Annotated in this window: 16 protein-coding genes and 1 riboswitch; of the genes, 11 read left to right on the top strand and 5 right to left on the bottom strand. The window is 54.8% G+C overall.

Annotated features, from left to right (window positions below):
- Positions 1-26 precede the first annotated feature (26 nt).
- The 3 genes from JBO43_RS21025 to JBO43_RS21015 are packed head-to-tail and all read left to right on the top strand — an operon-like array spanning position 27 to position 3,520.
- Positions 27-2,321: a formate C-acetyltransferase gene (locus tag JBO43_RS21025; RefSeq protein WP_202674972.1), complete on the top strand. Its 2,295-nt coding sequence runs from the start codon at positions 27-29 to the stop codon at positions 2,319-2,321.
- Complete coding sequence (locus JBO43_RS21020) at positions 2,287-3,162, top strand: [formate-C-acetyltransferase]-activating enzyme (protein ID WP_202674971.1); 876 nt, start codon at positions 2,287-2,289, stop codon at positions 3,160-3,162. The genes JBO43_RS21025 and JBO43_RS21020 overlap by 35 nt, the downstream gene beginning before the upstream one ends.
- A 1-nt stretch (position 3,163) precedes the next feature.
- Positions 3,164-3,520 (top strand): PTS fructose-like transporter subunit IIB, encoded by a 357-nt coding sequence (locus JBO43_RS21015; protein WP_202674970.1) that lies wholly within the window; start codon positions 3,164-3,166, stop codon positions 3,518-3,520.
- On the opposite strand, the gene JBO43_RS21010 is transcribed toward JBO43_RS21015, so the two are convergent.
- The 3 genes from JBO43_RS21010 to argE form a co-directional block, all read right to left on the bottom strand.
- Positions 3,507-4,355: a helix-turn-helix transcriptional regulator gene (locus JBO43_RS21010; RefSeq protein ID WP_202674969.1), complete on the bottom strand. Its 849-nt coding sequence runs from the start codon at positions 4,353-4,355 to the stop codon at positions 3,507-3,509. The genes JBO43_RS21015 and JBO43_RS21010 overlap by 14 nt on opposite strands.
- Before the next feature lie 94 nt (positions 4,356-4,449).
- The gene (ppc, locus tag JBO43_RS21005; protein ID WP_095283932.1) at positions 4,450-7,101 is read right to left on the bottom strand and encodes a phosphoenolpyruvate carboxylase; all 2,652 of its coding nucleotides are present in this window, start codon (positions 7,099-7,101) and stop codon (positions 4,450-4,452) included.
- Between the two features lie 271 nt (positions 7,102-7,372).
- On the bottom strand, positions 7,373-8,524 hold the full coding sequence (gene argE / locus JBO43_RS21000) for an acetylornithine deacetylase (protein WP_103947764.1): 1,152 nt from the start codon (positions 8,522-8,524) through the stop codon (positions 7,373-7,375).
- A gap of 88 nt (positions 8,525-8,612) precedes the next feature.
- Between argE and argC the strand changes: the two genes are divergently transcribed.
- The 4 genes from argC (at position 8,613) to oxyR (ending at position 13,099) form a co-directional block, all read left to right on the top strand.
- On the top strand, positions 8,613-9,617 hold the full coding sequence (gene argC / locus JBO43_RS20995) for an N-acetyl-gamma-glutamyl-phosphate reductase (RefSeq protein ID WP_202674968.1): 1,005 nt from the start codon (positions 8,613-8,615) through the stop codon (positions 9,615-9,617).
- 6 nt (positions 9,618-9,623) lie between these two features.
- Positions 9,624-10,400 carry an acetylglutamate kinase gene (gene argB, locus JBO43_RS20990; protein ID WP_095283929.1) on the top strand — a complete coding sequence of 259 codons (777 nt, stop codon included), beginning with the start codon at positions 9,624-9,626 and terminating at the stop codon, positions 10,398-10,400.
- A 104-nt stretch (positions 10,401-10,504) separates the two neighbouring features.
- Complete coding sequence (argH, locus tag JBO43_RS20985; protein WP_095283928.1) at positions 10,505-11,878, top strand: argininosuccinate lyase; 1,374 nt, start codon at positions 10,505-10,507, stop codon at positions 11,876-11,878.
- Between the two features lie 303 nt (positions 11,879-12,181).
- Positions 12,182-13,099 (top strand): DNA-binding transcriptional regulator OxyR, encoded by a 918-nt coding sequence (oxyR, locus tag JBO43_RS20980; protein WP_095283927.1) that lies wholly within the window; start codon positions 12,182-12,184, stop codon positions 13,097-13,099.
- On the opposite strand, the gene sthA is transcribed toward oxyR, so the two are convergent.
- Entirely contained in the window at positions 13,082-14,482 is a 1,401-nt protein-coding gene (gene sthA, locus JBO43_RS20975; protein WP_095283926.1) for a Si-specific NAD(P)(+) transhydrogenase, read from the bottom strand. The two genes, oxyR and sthA, sit on opposite strands and share 18 nt — an antisense overlap.
- A gap of 196 nt (positions 14,483-14,678) precedes the next feature.
- Here sthA and fabR point away from each other — a divergent pair, with 196 nt between their 5' ends.
- Positions 14,679-15,323 (top strand): HTH-type transcriptional repressor FabR, encoded by a 645-nt coding sequence (gene fabR, locus JBO43_RS20970; protein WP_123429959.1) that lies wholly within the window; start codon positions 14,679-14,681, stop codon positions 15,321-15,323.
- A gap of 3 nt (positions 15,324-15,326) precedes the next feature.
- Complete coding sequence (locus tag JBO43_RS20965) at positions 15,327-15,686, top strand: YijD family membrane protein (protein WP_095283924.1); 360 nt, start codon at positions 15,327-15,329, stop codon at positions 15,684-15,686.
- 101 nt (positions 15,687-15,787) lie between these two features.
- Here JBO43_RS20965 and trmA read toward each other — a convergent pair whose 3' ends face one another.
- Positions 15,788-16,888: a tRNA (uridine(54)-C5)-methyltransferase TrmA gene (trmA, locus tag JBO43_RS20960; protein ID WP_095283923.1), complete on the bottom strand. Its 1,101-nt coding sequence runs from the start codon at positions 16,886-16,888 to the stop codon at positions 15,788-15,790.
- Positions 16,889-16,992: 104 nt separating this feature from the next.
- Positions 16,993-17,169: riboswitch (cobalamin riboswitch) on the top strand.
- Between the two features lie 66 nt (positions 17,170-17,235).
- Here trmA and btuB point away from each other — a divergent pair.
- Both btuB and murI read left to right on the top strand, forming a co-directional pair.
- Positions 17,236-19,080 carry a TonB-dependent vitamin B12 receptor BtuB gene (btuB, locus tag JBO43_RS20955; protein ID WP_095283922.1) on the top strand — a complete coding sequence of 615 codons (1,845 nt, stop codon included), beginning with the start codon at positions 17,236-17,238 and terminating at the stop codon, positions 19,078-19,080.
- Positions 19,025-19,876 (top strand): glutamate racemase, encoded by an 852-nt coding sequence (gene murI / locus JBO43_RS20950; RefSeq protein WP_095283921.1) that lies wholly within the window; start codon positions 19,025-19,027, stop codon positions 19,874-19,876. The genes btuB and murI overlap by 56 nt, the downstream gene beginning before the upstream one ends.
- Positions 19,877-20,129: the final 253 nt, after the last annotated feature.

Raw genomic sequence — 20,129 nt, 5'->3', positions numbered from 1 at the left:
TTGTTTTCAGCTACAGGAGTTCCCTCATGACGAATCGTATTCAGCGCCTGAAAGACGCCTTGTTCGCCAGCCCACGTGAAATATCTCTTGAACGCGCGCTGCTCTATACCGAAAGCCATCAGCAGACGGAAGGCGAACCGGTCATTCTGCGTCGGGCGAAAGCGACAGCGTATATTCTCGACAAGGTTGAGATCGCGATTCGTGATGACGAACTGATTGCCGGTAATCGCACGGTCAAACCGCGCGCCGGGATTATGTCGCCCGAAATGGACCCATACTGGCTACTGAAAGAGCTGGAGCAATTCGCCACCCGACCGCAGGATCGCTTTACCATCAGCGAAGAGGACAAACGCCTCTACCGCGATGTGCTTTATCCGTACTGGGAAAAACGGTCGATGAAGGACTTCATCAACAGCCAGATGACGGATGAAGTGAAAGCGGCGGTGAGCACGCAGATTTTCAGCGTTAACCAGACGGACAAAGGCCAGGGACACATCATCATTGATTACCCGCGCCTGCTCAATAACGGGCTGGGGGCGCTGGTGGCAGAAATGGACGAACACTGTCAGCGCGAGCCGCAGAATCATTTCTATCAGGCCGCGCTGCTCCTGCTTGAAGCCTCTCAGCGCCATATTCTGCGCTACGCAGCGCTGGCGGAGGCGATAGCGGAACGCAGTGACGAACCGCGTCGCCAGGAATTGCTGACCATCGCCGCAAATTCGCGCCACAACGCGCGGTATAAGCCGCAAACTTTCTGGCAGGCCTGTCAGCTGTTCTGGTACATGAACGTCATTTTGCAGTATGAATCCAACGCCAGCTCGCTCTCTATCGGGCGCTTTGACCAGTATATGCTGCCGTTTTATCAGGCCTCTCTGACTCAGGGCGAAGACCCTGCGTTCCTCAAAGAACTATTAGAATCCCTGTGGGTAAAATGCAACGATATCGTGCTGCTGCGCTCGACCAGCAGCGCCCGCTATTTTGCTGGTTTCCCGACCGGTTACACCGCGCTGTTAGGTGGCCTGACGGAGAATGGTCGCAGCGCGGTTAACGTGCTCTCATTTCTGTGTCTCGATGCGTATCAGAGCATCCAGCTTCCCCAGCCGAACCTCGGCGTGCGGGTGAATGAGTTTATCGACAGACCCTTCCTGCTCAAGACGGCAGAAACCATCCGTCTGGGCACCGGTATTCCGCAGATTTTCAATGACGAAGTGGTGGTGCCTGCGTTCCTGAACCGCGGCGTGTCGCTGGAAGACGCGCGCGATTACGCGGTGGTCGGCTGCGTGGAACTCTCCATTCCGGGCAAAACCTACGGACTGCACGATATCGCCATGTTTAACCTGCTGAAAGTGATGGAAATCGCCATGCAGGAGAACGAAGGCAATGCTGATCTCAGTTATGACGGGCTGCTCGAACATATCCGCCATAAAATTAACCACTACATTGCGTTGATGGTGGAGGGCAGCAATATCTGCGACATCGGCCATCGCGACTGGGCGCCGGTTCCGCTGCTCTCTTCGTTTATCAGCGATTGTCTCGTTAATGGTAAAGACATCACGGAGGGCGGAGCACGGTATAACTTCTCCGGCGTTCAGGGCATTGGTATCGCCAATCTGAGTGACTCACTTCATGCGCTGAAAGGGTTGGTGTTTGAACAGCAGCGCTTAAGTTTTGATGAACTGCTGGCGGTACTAAAGGCAAACTTCGCTACGCCGGAGGGCGAAAAGATTCGTGCAAGGATGATCAATCGCTTTGAAAAGTATGGCAATGATATCGATGAAGTCGACAATATCAGCGCTGAACTCCTGCGTCATTACTGCAAAGAGGTCGAGAAATATCGAAACCCACGCGGAGGGCAATTCACGCCGGGGTCGTACACCGTCTCAGCGCACGTGCCGCTTGGCGCTGTCGTTGGAGCCACGCCAGATGGACGCTTTGCCGGTGAACAGCTGGCCGACGGTGGGCTATCGCCTATGCTCGGTCAGGACATGCAGGGCCCGACGGCAGTGCTGAAATCTGTGAGTAAGCTGGATAACTATCTGCTCTCGAATGGCACCTTGCTGAACGTGAAATTCACACCGGCGACGCTAGAAGGGGATGCAGGATTACAAAAACTGGCTGATTTCCTGCGCGCTTTTACTCAGCTCAAGCTCCAGCATGTGCAGTTCAACGTGGTGAATGCGGATACGCTTCGCGAAGCGCAGCAGCGCCCGCAAGATTTCGCCGGGCTGGTGGTCCGCGTCGCCGGGTACAGCGCCTTCTTTGTCGAGCTGTCGAAGGAGATTCAAGATGACATTATCCGCCGCACCGCGCATCAGCTGTGAAGTGATCGAAACTCGCGCCGATGTGGCGCGGATTTTCAACATCCAGCGTTACTCCCTGAACGATGGGCAGGGCATACGTACTGTCGTGTTTTTCAAAGGCTGCCCCCACTCCTGCCCGTGGTGTGCGAACCCGGAATCCATCTCGCCAAAGATTGAAACCGTGCGCAGAGAGAGTAAATGCCTGCACTGTGCGCCCTGTCTGCGGGATGTCGAGGAGTGTCCTTCCGGTGCGTTTGAGCACATTGGGCGTGATGTGACGTTGGATGAACTCGAACGCGAGGTGATGAAAGACGAGGTCTTCTTTCGCTCATCCGGCGGGGGGGTGACGCTCTCCGGTGGTGAAGTCCTGATGCAGGCCCCGTTTGCCACTGCGCTTTTGCAGCGACTGCGTCGATGGGGGATTCACACCGCCATTGAAACTGCAGGCGATGCGCCGATTTCCCGCCTGTTACCCCTCGCAAAGCAGTGCGATGAAGTGCTGTTCGATCTAAAAATCATGGATGCAGACCAGGCGAAAACGGTGGTGAAGATGAATTTACCACGGGCGCTGGATAACCTGCTGCGTCTGGCGGAAGAGGGTATCAGCGTGATCCCACGCGTGCCGCTCATCCCCGGTTTTACGCTGAGCGAAGCGAATATGAATCGCGTGCTGGCATTTCTGATACCCTCAGGAATACGGCAGTTGCATTTGCTGCCCTTTCATCAGTACGGGGAACCGAAATATCGGCTGCTCGGACACGAATGGACGATGAGTCAGGTGGCTGTACCCACGGAAGAGGAGATCGTCACAATGCAACAGATGGCCGAACGGGCAGGATTTTTGGTTACCCTTGGAGGTTAACATGACAGCGAACGCAGGGCACCGTATCGCCGCCGTCACCGCCTGCGTCAGTGGTGTCGCTCATACCTACATGGCTGCCGAACGGCTGGAAAAACTCTGTTCACAGGAAAAATGGAACGTTCGGATTGAAACTCAGGGCGCTCTGGGCATTGAGTGTGAACTGACTGACGAAGACATTCGTCAAGCGGAGGTCGTTCTGCTGATTACCGATATAGAGCTGTCTGGAATGGAACGCTTCGAACAGTGTCGCTATGTGAAGTGCGGTATCAACGCGTTCCTGCGCGATCCGCAAAAAGTGATGAGCGCAGCGCGTAAGATGCTATCGGCCCCGCAGCACACCCAGCTTATTCTGGATTAGCCGTCTTGCCGGTAAGCTGGCTGTGGTACTGGCGGCGATACTCCGACGGCGAACGCTCTGTATTCTTGCGAAACAGTCGGCAAAAATAGTTACTGTCTACAAACCCGCAGCTGTGCGCGATCTCTTTGACCTTCAGATCATAGCCTTTCAGTAACTGACGCGCGTGCTCCAGCCGGGTATGTGTCAGATATTCGTTAAACCCTACCGCACCGGTCTTCTGGAAAAGATGCGACAGATAGTTGGGCGAGATATAGAACGCTTTGGCGACGGATTCACGCGTGAGCGGTGAGGCGTAGTGCTCGTCAATATAGTCGCGCACGGCGCCGAATAAGGCTTCGCTGCGAGAGGCGGTCTGGATCTGGCTGCCGAGCAGGTCGGTACAATGGCTGAGCAGGCTTAACGTTATCAGGCGCGCGGTGTGTTGTTCCTGCGGTTGCATCTGCATTTCATGCAGCGTTTGTAACAGGAAAGAGCCAATACGCGGGCCACGGCGTGCAACGTGCTGCTTGGCCAGATTGCGAAGGACGACGCCGTCCCATTGCACCAGGCTAAATCCAAGCTGCTGCTTGCCGAACAGAATACTCAGGGCGGTTGCAGGCTGCTGCCATTGTGGAAAGTTCCAGCCACCCGCCGGGACGTACAGAACATCATTCGGGTGCAAAACTCCCGTTGATGTATCCTGCACTGAGCCTTCCAGCACGATCTCCAGACGCGGAAAATCGACCTGCAGTGCCAGCTCGGGTGCGAGAGAGGTGGGGTTAGCGAAATGCACCTGCCGCAGTGATGTCGGAGCATTTATCAATCCGGCCAGGATCTGACTGATATCTTGCTGCATGGTGTTTCCTTCCACGTTGACCAAAGAGAAAACCTTACCTGCAGGCATAAAAAAAGGCCACAAAGGGTGTGGCCTGATGGGTATAAAACAGATATTAGCCCGTATTACGCATCCCAGCGGCGACGCCAGCGATGGTGACCATCAGCGCTTGTTCCACGCGTGGGTCCGGCTCTTTACCTGCCTCTTCCGCCTGACGGGAGCGGTGTAAAAGCTCTGCCTGCAGTACGTTCAGCGGGTCGGTGTAGATATTACGCAGCTGAATGGACTCGGCAATCCACGGCAAATCTTCCATCAGATGTGAATCGTTAGCGATGGCCAGTACGACTTTGATGTCGCCTTCCAGCAGCTCGCGCAACTCTTTGCCCAGACCCCAGAGTTCCTGTTTAACCAGGCGCTGGTCGTAGTATTCCGCCAGCCACAGGTCGGCTTTCGAGAACACCATCTCCAGCATTCCCAGACGGGTAGAGAAGAACGGCCAGTCGCGGCACATGGTTTCCAGCTCGCTTTGCTTACCGTCTTCGACCACTTTTTGCAGCGCGGCACCGGCACCCAGCCAGGCGGGCAGCATCAGGCGGTTTTGCGTCCAGGCGAAGATCCACGGAATGGCGCGCAGGGACTCGACACCGCCGGTAGGACGACGTTTCGCCGGACGTGAACCGAGCGGCAGTTTGCCCAGCTCCTGCTCAGGCGTTGCCGAGCGGAAGTACGGCACGAAGTCTTTATTTTCACGCACGTAGCCACGGTACAGGTCACAAGAGATGTCTGACAGCTCGTCCATGATATGACGCCACGCGTCTTTCGGCTCCGGTGGCGGCAGTAAGTTAGCTTCCAGAATCGCGCTGGTATAGAGCGACAGACTGCTGATTGTCACTTCCGGCAGACCGTATTTAAAGCGAATCATTTCGCCCTGCTCGGTCACGCGCAGGCCGCCTTTCAGGCTGCCCGGCGGTTGGGAGAGCAGTGCCGCATGAGCCGGTGCACCGCCGCGACCGATAGAACCGCCGCGACCGTGGAACAGGGTCAGTTCGATACCCGCTTTTTCGCAGGTTTTGATCAATGCGTCCTGCGCCTGATATTGCGCCCAGGAGGCCGCCATCACGCCCGCGTCTTTTGCGGAATCGGAATAGCCAATCATCACCATCTGTTTGCCCTGAATAAAGCCGCGATACCAGTCGATATTCAGCAGCTGGGTCATCACGTCGTTAGCGTTATTCAGGTCGTCGAGGGTTTCAAACAGCGGGGCAACCGGCAGCGCAAAGCTGATACCCGCTTCTTTCAGTAACAGATGTACGGCCAGCACGTCGGATGGGGTTTTGGCCATTGAGATCACATAGGCGGCCACCGATCCTTTCGGCGCATCAACGATCGCTTTGCAGGTGTTGAGCACTTCGCTGGTCTCTTCGCTCGGCTCCCAGCTGCGTGGCAGGAGCGGGCGCTTGGAGTTCAGCTCGCGGATCAGGAAGGCCTGTTTGTCGGCTTCTGACCAGCTTTCATAGTCGCCGATGCCGAGGTAGCGGGTCAATTCACCCAGCGCTTCGGTGTGACGGGTACTTTCCTGGCGCACATCGATACGCACCAGCGGCACGCCGAAACACTTCACGCGACGCAGAGTGTCGAGCAGTTCGCCGTTGGCGATGATGCCCATGCCACAGGCCTGCAATGACTTATAGCAAGCGTAGAGCGGGTCCCACAGCTGTTCGTTCTGGCTCAACAGCCCCGCCGGTTTTGGCAGGCGCTGGCCTTTCAGGCGCGCTTCCAGCCAGGCTTGTGTCGCCAGCAGCTGACTGCGCAGATTTTTCATCAGATAGCGGTACGGCTCGCTGGCACCCTCTTCGCCGACCAGTTCCAGCAGTTCTGGCGTAGCATCGACCATCGACAGTTCAGAAATCAGGATCTGAATATCTTTCAGGAACAGGTCGGTGGCTTTCCAGCGGCTCAGGAGCAGGACGTGGCGGGTGATTTCAGCGGTGACGTTCGGGTTACCGTCGCGGTCGCCGCCCATCCAGGAGGTGAAACGGACCGGGACAAAATCTACTGGCAGGCGATAACCCAGGTTCTCTTCGAGCTGTTCATTTAGCTCGCGCAGGTAGTTCGGTACGCCTTCCCACAGGCTGTTTTCCACGACTGCAAAGCCCCATTTGGCTTCATCAACCGGGCTTGGGCGATATTTACGGATTTCATCCGTGTGCCAGGACTGGGCAATCAACTGGCGGAGACGACGCATCAGTTGATTACGCTCGTAATCCGCGATGTCTTTGTTGTCCAGTTGTTTCAGGCAGTTGTTCACTTCCACCATTTTGTGGATCAACGTGCGGCGGGTGATCTCGGTCGGGTGCGCAGTCAGCACCAGTTCCAGCGAGAGGGATTCCACCGCTTTTTTGATGGTGTCTTCATTGAGATCGGGCTGGTCTTTGAGTTTTCTGAGCGTGCGGGCAATCACTTCCGGGTTGCTGGCAGCTTCGCCGTTTGGCGAAATGCTGTGATATTGCTCAGCGGTGTTAGCCAGGTTCAGGAACTGGCTAAACGCGCGTGCGACGGGCAGCAGCTCGTCGTTGGACAGGTTCTGCAAAGTGGTGAGCAGCTCCTGGCGGTTCGCTTCATTTCCTGCACGGGAGGATTTGGACAGCTTACGGATAGTTTCAACGCGGTCGAGGATGTTCTCTCCCAGCGCGTCCTTGATGGTATCTCCCAGCACTTTGCCGAGCATACTGACATTACTACGCAACGCGGAATATTGTTCGTTCATATAAACCCAGACACCCCATCATTTTCGTTTATGCCCATTCAGAAATCTTTTGGACATTTATTTGTCATCTCCCTTTATAAAGCCACGTAAAACCCCTGTCGTCAATTGCTGCGAAAACGGTTCAGCAAACGAATAAATGTGGGTAATTTACGAAATTTAATTCGCTTCGCGTCAGATAAGCGATGCTTATGAGAATGTGATGGGGATCATGCGTTTTGGTGCCCTCACGCTAACCCTCTCCCACGGGGAGAGGGAATAAAAGCGGGGGGAGTTAATGCCAGCAGAAATGGTGCACAACCTGGGTAATTAACTCGCGCGTCGGCTTAATAAAGCGGGTTTCCAGATATTCATCCGGCTGGTGCGCCTGATTGATCGAGCCAGGGCCGAGTACCAGCGTTGGACACAGGGTCTGAATAAACGGTGCTTCGGTGCAGTAGTTCACTACGTCGGTTTGCGCACCGAGCAGTTTTTCCACCACCTGCACCAGCTGGTGATCCGGCGGGCATTCGTAGCCTGGAATCGGTGGATGCAGTTCGGACACGGTCAAACGGCCAGGCCAGCGCTCGCTGACGGGGGCCAACGCTTCTGTCAGCAGACCGTCCAGATCGCTCAGGGTCATTCCCGGCAGGGGGCGGATATCCATATGCAGTTCGCAGCAGGCACAGATGCGGTTGGAGGCATCACCGCCGTGCAGGCTGCCGAGGTTCAGCGTCGGATAAGGCACGGTAAACGAATCGTGGTGATAACGCTCTTTCAGCGAATCGCGCAACTGCATGATGCGGCCAATCGCATCGTGCATCAGTTCGATGGCGTTCACGCCACGGGCCGGATCGCTGGAGTGACCGGACTGACCCATCACGCGCACCGCCGTTGAGATGTGACCTTTATGCGCGCGAATCGGTTGCAGAGACGTTGGCTCACCGATAATGGCGCAATCCGGGCGCAGGGCGGTGTTTTCAGAAAAATAGCGCGCCCCCGCCATGCTGGTCTCTTCATCGGCGGTCGCCAGAATATAGAGCGGCTTTTTCAGGGTTTTCACGTCCACGTCACGTAGCGCATCCAGAATAAAGGCGAAGAAGCCTTTCATGTCCGCCGTGCCCAGACCGTAGAGCTTGTTGTCGTGCTCGGTCAGGGTGAAAGGATCGCGCGTCCAACGGCCATCATCAAAGGGAACGGTATCCGTGTGCCCGGCAAGCAGCAGGCCGCCTGCACCTTCTCCGGTACTGGCCAGCAGGTTGTATTTATTGCGAGTGCCTGGAACGGGTTGAACTTCCACCTTAAACCCGAGTTCACTAAACCAGCCAGCCAGTAAATTGATTAAAGACTCATTGCTCTGGTCGAGCGATTCTTCGGTCGCACTGATGGATGGCGTGGCAATCAGGGCGCGGTAAATCTCGATAAAGGGTGGTAAATTCATTTTCATTGTTGACATACCTTAGGTCGTGATAGTATCAATATTCATGCACTAAATGTGAATAAAAATACACTAACGTTGATCGTAAAGGAACCCGATGTTGAATACGCTGATTGTGGGCGCTAGCGGTTATGCGGGCGCAGAGCTTGTAAGCTACGTGAATCGCCATCCTCATATGACCATAACCGCTTTGACCGTATCAGCGCAAAGCAATGATGCGGGAAAATTAATTTCCGATTTGCATCCGCAGCTTAAGGGAATCGTCGATCTCCCGTTGCAGCCGATGTCCGATATCAGCGAGTTTACTGAAGGCGTGGACGTGGTGTTTTTGGCCACGGCACACGAAGTCAGTCATGACCTCGCGCCGCAGTTCCTTGCAGCCGGTTGCGTGGTATTTGACCTCTCTGGCGCGTTCCGCGTCAACGACAGTGCTTTTTATGAAAAATATTACGGCTTCACTCACCAGCACCCGGATCTGCTTAAAAAAGCGGTTTATGGCCTGGCGGAGTGGAGTGTGGATAAGCTGAAAGAAGTGAATTTGATTGCCGTGCCAGGGTGCTACCCGACGGCGGCGCAGCTTTCTCTTAAGCCGCTGATCGACGCGGGCCTGCTGGATCTCAATCAGTGGCCGGTGATCAACGCCACCAGTGGCGTCAGCGGTGCCGGACGTAAAGCGGCGATTTCCAATAGTTTCTGCGAAGTGAGCTTGCAGCCGTATGGCGTGTTCAACCACCGTCATCACCCAGAAATCACCACCCATCTGGGCGCGGAGGTGATTTTCACCCCGCATCTGGGCAACTTCCCACGCGGGATTCTGGAAACTATTACCTGCCGCCTGAAACCGGGTGTGAGCAAAGAACAGGTGCATGCCGTCTTTACTCAGGCGTACGCCGACAAACCGCTGGTGCGTCTTTATGAAAAAGGCGTTCCGGCGTTGAAAAACGTCGTCGGTCTGCCGTTCTGCGATATCGGCTTTGCCGTTCAGGGCGAGCACCTGATCGTGGTTGCTGCGGAAGATAATCTTCTTAAAGGTGCAGCCGCTCAGGCGGTGCAGTGCGCCAATATTCGTTTTGGCTTCGCTGAAACGCAGTCTCTTATTTAAGGTGTGATGATGAATCCATTAATTATCAAACTCGGTGGTGTTCTGCTGGACAGCGAAGAAGCGCTGGAGCGTCTGTTTACTGCCCTGGTGAACTATCGTGAATCACACCAACGTCCGCTGGTGATTGTGCATGGCGGCGGCTGCGTGGTGGATGAGCTGATGAAAGGGCTGAATCTGCCGGTGAAGAAGAAAAATGGCCTGCGTGTGACGCCTGCCGATCAGATTGACATCATTACCGGTGCGCTGGCGGGAACGGCGAACAAAACGCTGCTGGCGTGGGCGAAGAAGCATCACATCGCCTCCGTGGGGTTGTATCTGGGTGACGGTGACAGCGTAAATGTGACTCAGCTCGACGAAGAACTGGGCCACGTTGGACTGGCGCAGCCGGGTTCACCTAAGCTGATTAACACCCTGCTGGAAGGTGGTTTCCTGCCGGTTGTCAGCTCTATCGGGGTGACCGAAGAGGGACAACTGATGAACGTGAACGCTGACCAGGCGGCCACGGCACTGGCGGCGACGCTGGGCGCGGATCTGATTCTGCTCTCTGATGTGAGTGGGATTCTGGACGGAAAAGGCCAGCGCATTGCCGAGATGACGGCGGCGAAAGCCGAGCAGCTGATCGATCAGGGCATTATTACCGACGGCATGATTGTGAAAGTGAACGCTGCGCTGGATGCCGCGCGCACGCTGGGCCGTCCGGTGGATATCGCCTCGTGGCGTCACGCAGAGCAACTCCCGGCGCTGTTTAACGGCACGCCGATTGGCACGCGTATTCTGGCTTAATATTCAGTGCCGGATGGCGTTTCGCTTATCCGGGCTACCTGAGTTTGTAGGCCCGGTAAGCGAAGCGCCACCGGGCAAAAATTACATTATCAAGGAAAATTGTTATGGCACTTTGGGGTGGGCGTTTTACACAGGCAGCGGATCAGCGGTTCAAACAGTTCAACGACTCTTTGCGCTTCGACTACCGCCTGGCCGAACAGGATATCGTCGGCTCTGTGGCCTGGTCTAAAGCGCTGGTCACCGTTGGCGTACTTACGGCGGACGAACAATTGCAGCTTGAAGAGGCGCTGAATAATCTGCTGGAAGAGGTTCGTCTGAACCCGCAGCAGATCCTCGAAAGCGATGCCGAAGATATTCACAGCTGGGTGGAAGGCAAACTGATCGACAAAGTCGGCCAGTTGGGCAAAAAGCTGCATACCGGGCGTAGCCGTAATGACCAGGTCGCAACGGATCTGAAACTGTGGTGTAAAGACACCGTCGTTGAATTGCTGTCGGCCAATCGCCAGTTGCAGAGTGCGCTGGTGGAAACCGCGCACAGTAATCAGGACGCCGTGATGCCGGGTTACACCCACCTGCAGCGCGCGCAACCGGTAACTTTTGCGCACTGGTGTCTGGCGTATGTTGAGATGCTGGCGCGTGATGAAAGCCGTTTGCAGGATACCCTGAAGCGTCTGGACGTGAGTCCGCTGGGCAGCGGTGCGTTGGCAGGAACCGCGTATGAAATCGATCGTGAGCAGTTGGCCGGCTGGCTGGGCTTTGCTTCTGCCACCCGTAATAGTCTGGACAGCGTGTCCGATCGCGACCACGTGCTAGAGCTGCTGTCGAACGCTTCTATTGGCATGGTGCATCTGTCGCGCTTTGCTGAAGATCTGATTTTCTTCAATTCTGGCGAAGCTGGATTTGTTGAGCTGTCAGACCGTGTGACCTCCGGTTCTTCCCTGATGCCACAGAAGAAAAACCCGGATGCGCTGGAGCTGATTCGCGGTAAATGTGGCCGCGTGCAGGGCGCGCTGACCGGCATGATGATGACTCTGAAAGGCCTGCCTTTGGCTTACAACAAAGACATGCAGGAAGATAAAGAAGGGCTGTTCGACGCCCTCGATACCTGGCTTGACTGCCTGCACATGGGCGCGCTGGTGCTGGACGGCATTCAGGTAAAACGTCCTCGCTGCCAGGAAGCGGCGCAGCAGGGATATGCCAACTCCACCGAGTTAGCGGATTATCTGGTTGCCAAAGGTGTGCCGTTCCGTGAAGCGCACCATATCGTGGGCGAAGCGGTGGTGGAGGCGATTCGTCAGGGCAAACCGCTGGAAGACCTTACGCTGGCTGACTTGCAGAAATTCAGCGCGGTGATTGGCGACGATGTGTATCCGATTTTGTCGCTGCAATCTTGTCTGGATAAGCGTGCGGCGAAAGGTGGCGTGTCGCCTAAGCAGGTAGCGCAGGCGATTGCGGATGCGAAAGATCGGTTGATTTAATGACGTGCGGGCTGATGCCCTCACCCCGACCCTCTCCCACCGGAGAGGGAGAAAAACCAGGCTCGGCTTTTGCCGGGCTTTTTTTACGCAAAAAAAATGCGGACACGGGGTCCGCAAAAGTTCACGTTGGCTTTAGTTGTTCGAGTTTTGAGAGAAACTCGTATGACGCTGCAGCGCTTCAAGGGTCAAACAGTCACCGCCTCGTCTATGTGGTGTATTATTCAACAGAATGCTTGATAGGGATAATCGTTCGTTGCTATGCTATCTATCGCCATGAACTATCGTGGCGACGGAGGATGAATAATGAATATTCGTGATCTTGAATACCTGGTAGCGTTAGCTGAGCATCGTCATTTTCGCCGCGCGGCAGATTCCTGCCACGTCAGCCAGCCCACGCTGAGCGGTCAAATCCGCAAGCTTGAGGATGAGCTGGGCGTGATGCTGTTGGAGCGCACCAGTCGTAAAGTGCTGTTCACCCAGGCTGGTTTGCTGCTGGTGGATCAGGCGCGCACCGTGCTGCGCGAGGTCAAAGTGCTCAAGGAAATGGCAAGCCAGCAGGGGGAAGCCATGTCCGGCCCGCTGCATATTGGCCTGATCCCAACCGTTGGCCCGTACCTGCTGCCGCAAATTATTCCGATGTTGCACCAGACCTTCCCGAAACTCGAAATGTATCTGCACGAAGCCCAGACCCATCAACTGCTGGCGCAGCTGGATAGCGGTAAGCTCGACTGTGCCATTCTGGCGCTGGTCAAAGAAAGCGAAGCCTTTATCGAAGTGCCGCTGTTTGATGAGCCGATGATGCTGGCGATCTATGAGGATCACCCGTGGGCGAATCGCGATCGTGTGCCGATGTCCGATCTGGCCGGTGAAAAGCTGCTGATGCTGGAAGACGGTCACTGCCTGCGCGATCAGGCGATGGGCTTCTGCTTTGAAGCGGGTGCGGATGAAGATACCCATTTCCGCGCAACCAGCCTGGAAACGCTGCGCAATATGGTCGCGGCGGGAAGTGGTATTACGCTGCTGCCTGCACTGGCCGTACCGCGCGAGCGTAAACGTGATGGTGTGGTCTATCTGCCGTGCATCAAACCTGAACCGCGTCGTACCATAGGTCTGGTTTATCGTCCAGGATCACCGCTGCGCAGCCGCTATGAGCAGCTGGCAGAGGCCATCCGTAGTTCGATGGATGGCCACTTTGATGGTGCGTTAAAACAAGCGGTTTAAGCCGTTCAGCGCCGCTACCCGATAGGCTTCAGCCATCGTCGGGTAGTTGAAGGTGGTGTTAACGAAGTACTCGATCGTGTTACCGCCACCTTTTTGCTCCATGATTGCCTGACCGATATGAATGATTTCCGCCGCGCGTTCACCGAAACAGTGAATACCGAGGATCTCTTTGGTCTCGCGATGGAACAAAATCTTCAGCGTTCCCACGCTCATTCCCACGATTTGCGCCCGCGCCAGATGCTTAAACTGCGCACGACCCACCTCGTAAGGCACCTTCATTGACGTCAACTGCTGTTCGGTTTTGCCTACCGAGCTGATCTCCGGAATGGTGTAAATCCCGGTAGGAATATCTTCGATCAGATGGGCGGTGGCTTCGCCTTTGACCAGTGCCTGAGCGGCAATGCGGCCCTGATCGTAAGCGGCAGATGCCAGGCTCGGATAACCAATCACGTCACCCACAGCATAGATATGCGGCAGGGCGGTCTGGTACATGCTGTTGACCTTCAACTGACCACGGCTGTCGGTCGCCAGACCGATATTTTCCAGCGCCAGCGAATCGGTGTTACCCGTACGGCCATTGGCATACAGCAGGCAGTCGGCTTTGAGTTTTTTGCCGGATTTCAGGTGCATGATCACGCCGTCATCGCAGCCTTCGATTTTCTCGTACTCTTCGTTGTGGCGAATGACCACGCCGCTGTTCCAGAAGTGGTAGGAGAGCGAGTCAGACATCTCTTGATCGAGAAACGCCAGCAGCCGGTCGCGGGTGTTGATCAGATCCACTTTCACGTCCATTCCACGGAAGATGGACGCATATTCGCAGCCAATCACCCCTGCGCCGTAGATCAGCACGTGGCGCGGTTCGTGGTGCAGGCTCAGGATCGAGTCGCTGTCGTACACGCGCGGATGGGAAAAATCGACATCGGTCGGATGGTACGGACGTGAGCCGCAGGCGATGACAAATTTCTCAGCGGTGATCGTTTCGACGGAACCGTCCTGGCATTTAAGTGCCAGCGTATGTTCGTCAACAAAGTGCGCGTCACCTTGCAATATTTCGCAGTGGTTGCGTTCGTAGAACCCCTGGCGCATCCGCGTTTGCTGATTAATCACGTTGTCAGCATGGTTGAGGATGTCGGCAAAGGAAGAACGAAGAAGTCGGGAATGGTCGCTGTAAAGAGGGTTCTGGTTAAATTCAATAATGCGGCTAACGGCGTGGCGGAGGGCTTTGGACGGGATGGTACCCCAGTGGGTGCAACCGCCGCCAACATTATGGTAGCGCTCAATGACCGCTACTCTGGCTCCCTGTTTCACCAGCCCCATAGCAGCGCCTTCGCCGCCGGGGCCGGAACCAATAACTATTGCGTCGTAATCGTAGGTGTGTGACATGGCAAGGCTTACCTGTTCTTATACATAAAAGCAACAGAATAGTAACATCATTAGCGGGATAACCCAATTATCGTTGTGCTCTTTTCGGGCTTTGGAGCACAAACCTCGCGTAAACAATCATTCACAAAGCGATGCAAACAGATTAATTTTATTCTCTGGTATAGTGCCTGAAGGCCTTTGGAAGGATTCAACTATTGTGATGGGCGTAAGAGCACAACAAAAAGAGAAAACCCGGCGTTCGCTGGTGGAAGCGGCATTCAGTCAACTGAGTGCTGAGCGAAGTTTTGCCAGTTTGAGCCTGCGCGAAGTTGCGCGAGAGGCCGGGATTGCGCCAACGTCCTTCTATCGTCATTTTCGTGATGTGGATGAACTGGGTCTGACCATGGTGGATGAGAGCGGCCTGATGCTGCGCCAGCTCATGCGCCAGGCGCGTCAGCGTATCGCTAAAGGCGGTAGCGTGATCCGCACGTCCGTATCGACTTTTATGGAATTTATCGGCAACAACCCTAACGCCTTTCGCCTGTTACTGCGCGAACGGTCGGGGACATCGGCCGCGTTTCGTGCCGCCGTGGCGCGCGAAATTCAGCATTTTATTGCGGAACTTGCCGACTATCTCGAAATCGAAAACCATATGCCGCGAGCCTTCACGGAAGCGCAGGCCGAGGCGATGGTGACCATTGTTTTCAGTGCGGGTGCCGAAGCACTGGATGTAGGCGTTGAGCAACGCAAACAACTCGAAGAGCGACTGGTATTGCAGCTGCGGATGATTTCCAAAGGGGCGTATTACTGGTATCGCCGGGAACAAGAAAAGTCGGCGCATCACATCGACGAAGGTGAGTGAGTCATGAAACAGTCAGGGCAGGATAAGGGTACGTTGTTGCTGGCATTGATCGCTGGCTTGTCTATCAACGGAACGTTTGCAGCGGTGTTTAGCTCGATTGTGCCGTTTTCAATCTTTCCGATTATTGCGCTGGTGCTGACGGTTTACTGTCTGCATCAGCGCTATCAGAATCGCACCATGCCGGTCGGTTTACCGGGCCTGGCTGCCGCGTTCTTTATTCTGGGTGTTCTGCTGTATAGCACTGTGGTGCGTGCGGAATATCCGGATATCGGCTCTAACTTCCTGCCGGCGGTGCTGTCAGTAGCGCTGGTGTTTTGGATTGGCATCAAGATGCGTAACCGTAAGCATCAGATCCAGGAATAACGGGTTTTGTGGTTTTTTGGTTTTTGTAGGGCTGGTAAGCGTAGCGCCACCTGCCAAAAAATGCCGGATGGCGCTTCGCTTACCTGCCCTACGAAAACCTTTTACTTCGCCGTTAACAGCACGCCGCACTCCATGTGGTGCGTGTACGGGAACTGATCGAACAGAGCCAGACGTTCAACGTTGTGTGTCTGGCTTAATGTTTCCAGATTCTTGCACAAGGTTTCCGGATTGCAGGAGATGTACAGAATCCGCGGATACGCCTGCACCATCTTCTCGGTTTCGCTGTCCAGCCCGCTGCGCGGCGGATCGACGAAAATCGTCTCACACTGATAGCTCTTCAGATCGATTCCCTGCAACCGGTTGAATTCACGCACGCCGTTCATCGCCTGAGTAAACTCTTCTGCCGCCATACGGATAATCTGCACGTTATCGATGTGGTTTGCTGCAATGTTGTATTGCGCGGCAGCCACGGACGGTTTCGCGATTTCGGTGGCCAGAACGCGCTCAAAGTTGCGCGCCAGAGCCAGCGAGAAGTTACCGTTTCCGCAGTACAGTTCGAGCAAATCTCCCGTTGAACCTTCGGTGGCGCTCAGCGCCCACTCCAGCATCTGCACGTTCATCGCCGCGTTCGGCTGGGTGAAGCTGTTCTCGACCTGGCGATAAATCATCTCTTTACCGGCCACCGGCAGACGTTCATCAACATAGTCCTGATCGAGCATGATTTTGGTTTTGGTCGCCCGGCCAATCAGATGCACATTAATGTTCTGCGCCCGCAGCGCGTCGCGTAGTGCTTCCGCTTCCTGGCGCCATTCGTCGTTCAGGGTTTTGTGATACAGCAGGGAGACGATCGCCTGGTTGCTTTGCGTTGTCAGGTAATCAATCTGGAACAGTTTGTGGCGCAAAATCGGGTTTTCACGCACACCGTCGATCATCAGCGTCATCAATTGGTTAATTAATTCACTCGCCGCCGGGAAACTGTTTACGCGGATGCGCGACTTGGTCTGCTGATCGAAAATGATGTGGTACAGGTCGTCGCCATCGTGCCAGATGCGGAATTCGGCACGCATGCGATAGTGACTGACCGGCGAGCGGAACACCTCGGGAACGGGCGCCGCGAAAGGCGTCATCATACTTTGCAGGCGGACCACTTTCTCTGCCAGCTGCGCGTCGTACTGTTCTGTCGGGAGGTGTTCTGGGGTCATGATGCATCCTGAGTGGTAAACAATTTCGCGGGGATTGTAAGCACTGTACAGGGGATGTCCAGATTTAATCATGCATAGCTGTCTGGACATCCATACGTTTCTAATTGTAGCATTCTGTTTCCGGTCTCCTTTAAGTGAAAAGGGAATCCAGTGTAAATCTGGAGCTGACGCGCAGCGGTAAAGACTGGCGGGATGAATGTTGTAGACACTGCTTTCGAGTGGGAAGTCTTCATCCGCACACGCCACCAAGCCCGAAGACCTGCCGGTATTACGTCGCATTTGGTTTCATCATCGCGTGCTATAGATGACGCCTGCGGCATCCTTCTTATATTGTGGATGCTTTAACAATGATTAAAAAAGTATCGCTGATGACGGCGCTTTCCGTCACGGCATTTTCGGGCTGGGCGCAGGAAAGCGCTGACTCGTTGGTGGTGACAGCAAACCGTTTTGAGCAACCGGCAAATACCGTTCTGGCGCCAACGTCTGTTGTAACGCGTGAAGATATCGAGCGCTGGCAGGCAAAGAGCGTCGTTGAAGTTATGCAGCGTTTACCGGGTGTAGATATCGCCCAGAGCGGTGGCATGGGGGCTAACGCTTCTACTTTTATACGCGGAACGGAATCACGCCACGTTCTGGTGCTGATTGACGGTATCCCGCTGAACAACGCCGGGATCAGTAACGTTGCCGATCTCAGCCAAATCCCGACCTCTCTCATCCAGCGTATTGAATACATTCGTGGCCCTCGTTCGGCGCTGTATGGTTCCGATGCAATTGGCGGCGTGATCAACATTATTACCGGGCGAGATCAGCCTGGCGGTGAGATCACTGCGGGCGTAGGGTCGAAGGGCTACCAGTCCTACGACGGTTCATTCCAGCAGGTATTCGATAAAACCAAAGTCACTCTGGCGGGTAACTATACCTATACCCGTGGTTTTGATATCGATGCGCAAGACGCACCGCGTCAGCCGGATCGCGATGGTTTTATGAGTAAGTCTCTGTACGGCTCCGTGGAGCAGCAGATCACTGACAGCGTGAGCGGTTTCTTCCGTGGCTTTGGCTATGACAACCGTACCGCCTATGACGGCTATGATAGCTATGACGATAACTTCAACATGACCGGTACGCCGGACACCCGTCAGCTGTATAGCCAGAACTGGGACACCGGGCTGCGCTATAACCAGGGCATTTATCAGTCTCAGCTGGTGGCGGGTTATGGTCGCAGCAAAGATCTGAACTACGATCCGAGCAAAGGGCGCTATGCGGCATCCTCCAGCATGGATGATGTGAAACAGTACACCACGCAGTGGATGAATACCTTCACCGTTGGCCACGGCAATATCGGTGCAGGTCTGGACTGGCAGAAACAGAAAACCGAAGCGGGGACGGCTAGCCTGAAAAATGGCTTTGAACAGCGCAACACCGGCGTGTTCCTCTCCGCGATGCAGCAATTTGATAGCGTCACGCTTGAAGCGGCTGCGCGTAACGACGATAACTCTAACTTTGGCAATCACAGCACCTGGCAAACCAGCGCCGCGTGGGAATTTGTCGAAGGCTATCGCATTATCGGATCTTACGGCACTGCGTATAAAGCACCAACCATGAGCCAGATCCATAGTGAGAAGTATGGCAACCCAGATTTGAAGCCTGAAGAGAGCAAGCAATGGGAAGGCGGCTTTGAAGGTCTGACGGGGCCAGTGAGCTGGCGTGTGAGTGCGTATCGCAACGATGTCGACAATCTGGTGGGCTACGATCCAAACAACCGCCCTTATAACGTCAACAAGGCCCGAATTGAGGGTATTGAAGCGACGGCGCAGTTTGATACTGGTCCTGTCGGCCATCAAATCTCATACGATTATGTTGATCCGCGCAACGCGAAAACCAACGAAGTGCTGAAGCGCCGCTCCAAACAGCAGGTGAAATACCAGCTGGATACGCAGGTGTGGGATTTCGACTGGAATCTTGCCTATCGTTATCTGGGGACGCGTTACGATGATGACTTCAGCTCTTTCCCGTCTCGTGAAGTGAAAATGGGCGGTGTAAGTTTGTGGGATGTCGCAGTTTCATATCCTGTCACCTCACACCTGACAGTTCGTGGTAAAATAGCCAACCTGTTCGATAAAGATTACGAGACAGTTTATGGCTACCAAACTGCAGGACGGGAATACACCTTGTCTGGCAGCTACACCTTCTGATCCACGTCCCACCGTGCTGGTGTTTGACTCCGGCGTCGGTGGGCTTTCGGTCTATGATGAGATTCGGCATCTTCTGCCGGATCTTCATTACATCTATGCCTTCGATAATGTGGCTTTTCCTTATGGGGAAAAGAGCGAAGACTTTATCGTTGAGCGCGTCGTGGAAATCGTCACCGCCGTACAACAGCGTTACCCTTTAGCGCTGGCCGTGATTGCTTGTAATACCGCAAGCACCGTTTCCCTTCCTGCATTACGCGAAAAATTCCCGTTCCCGGTTGTAGGCGTCGTTCCTGCGATTAAACCAGCGGCCCGTCTGACGGCCAATGGCGTTGTCGGCTTGTTGGCCACGCGCGGAACGGTAAAGCGTCCTTATACGCGTGAGCTAATCGACCGTTTCGCCAATGAATGCCAGATAGCCATGCTCGGCTCTGCTGAACTGGTGCAAATGGCGGAAGCGAAGCTGCACGGTAAGCCGGTGTCGCTGGAAGAGCTGCGTCGTATTTTGCGACCGTGGCTGCGAATGGCTGAACCGCCGGATACGGTTGTACTGGGTTGCACGCATTTCCCTCTATTACAGGAAGAGCTGCTTGAGGTATTACCGGAGGGGACACGTCTGGTCGATTCTGGCGCCGCGATTGCCCGACGTACAGCCTGGTTACTTGAGCACGAAGCGCCGGATGCCAAATCCAGCGATGAGAATATTGCTTTTTGCATGGCGCTCACGCCTGAGACTGTGCAACTTTTGCCCGTTTTACGTCGGTATGGCTTTGAAACGCTCGAAAAACTAGCGCTGTAGCACGATTTTGAGCAAAAAAAAGGCGGTTGAAAGTTTTTTTTAAAAGAGGGGTTGTCAACGTCTGAGAACTCCCTATAATGCGCCTCCACTGACACGGAACAACGGCACGCAAGCCGCCGTAGCAGCAGGGGTTCAGCGATGAACGCCGACAGAGAAAAGCGAAATTAAACGCTTGACTCTGAATGAGGAAAACGTATTATACGGGACCTCGCAACGGTGAGCGAAAGCCGCGTTGCACTGCTCTTTAACAATT

Source organism: Lelliottia jeotgali, from assembly GCF_016771845.1.
In the GTDB taxonomy this organism is placed as follows: Bacteria; Pseudomonadota; Gammaproteobacteria; order Enterobacterales; family Enterobacteriaceae; genus Enterobacter; species Enterobacter jeotgali.
Note: the sequence above shows the minus strand (reverse complement) of the source record. Positions and strands in the feature narration are given on the sequence as shown.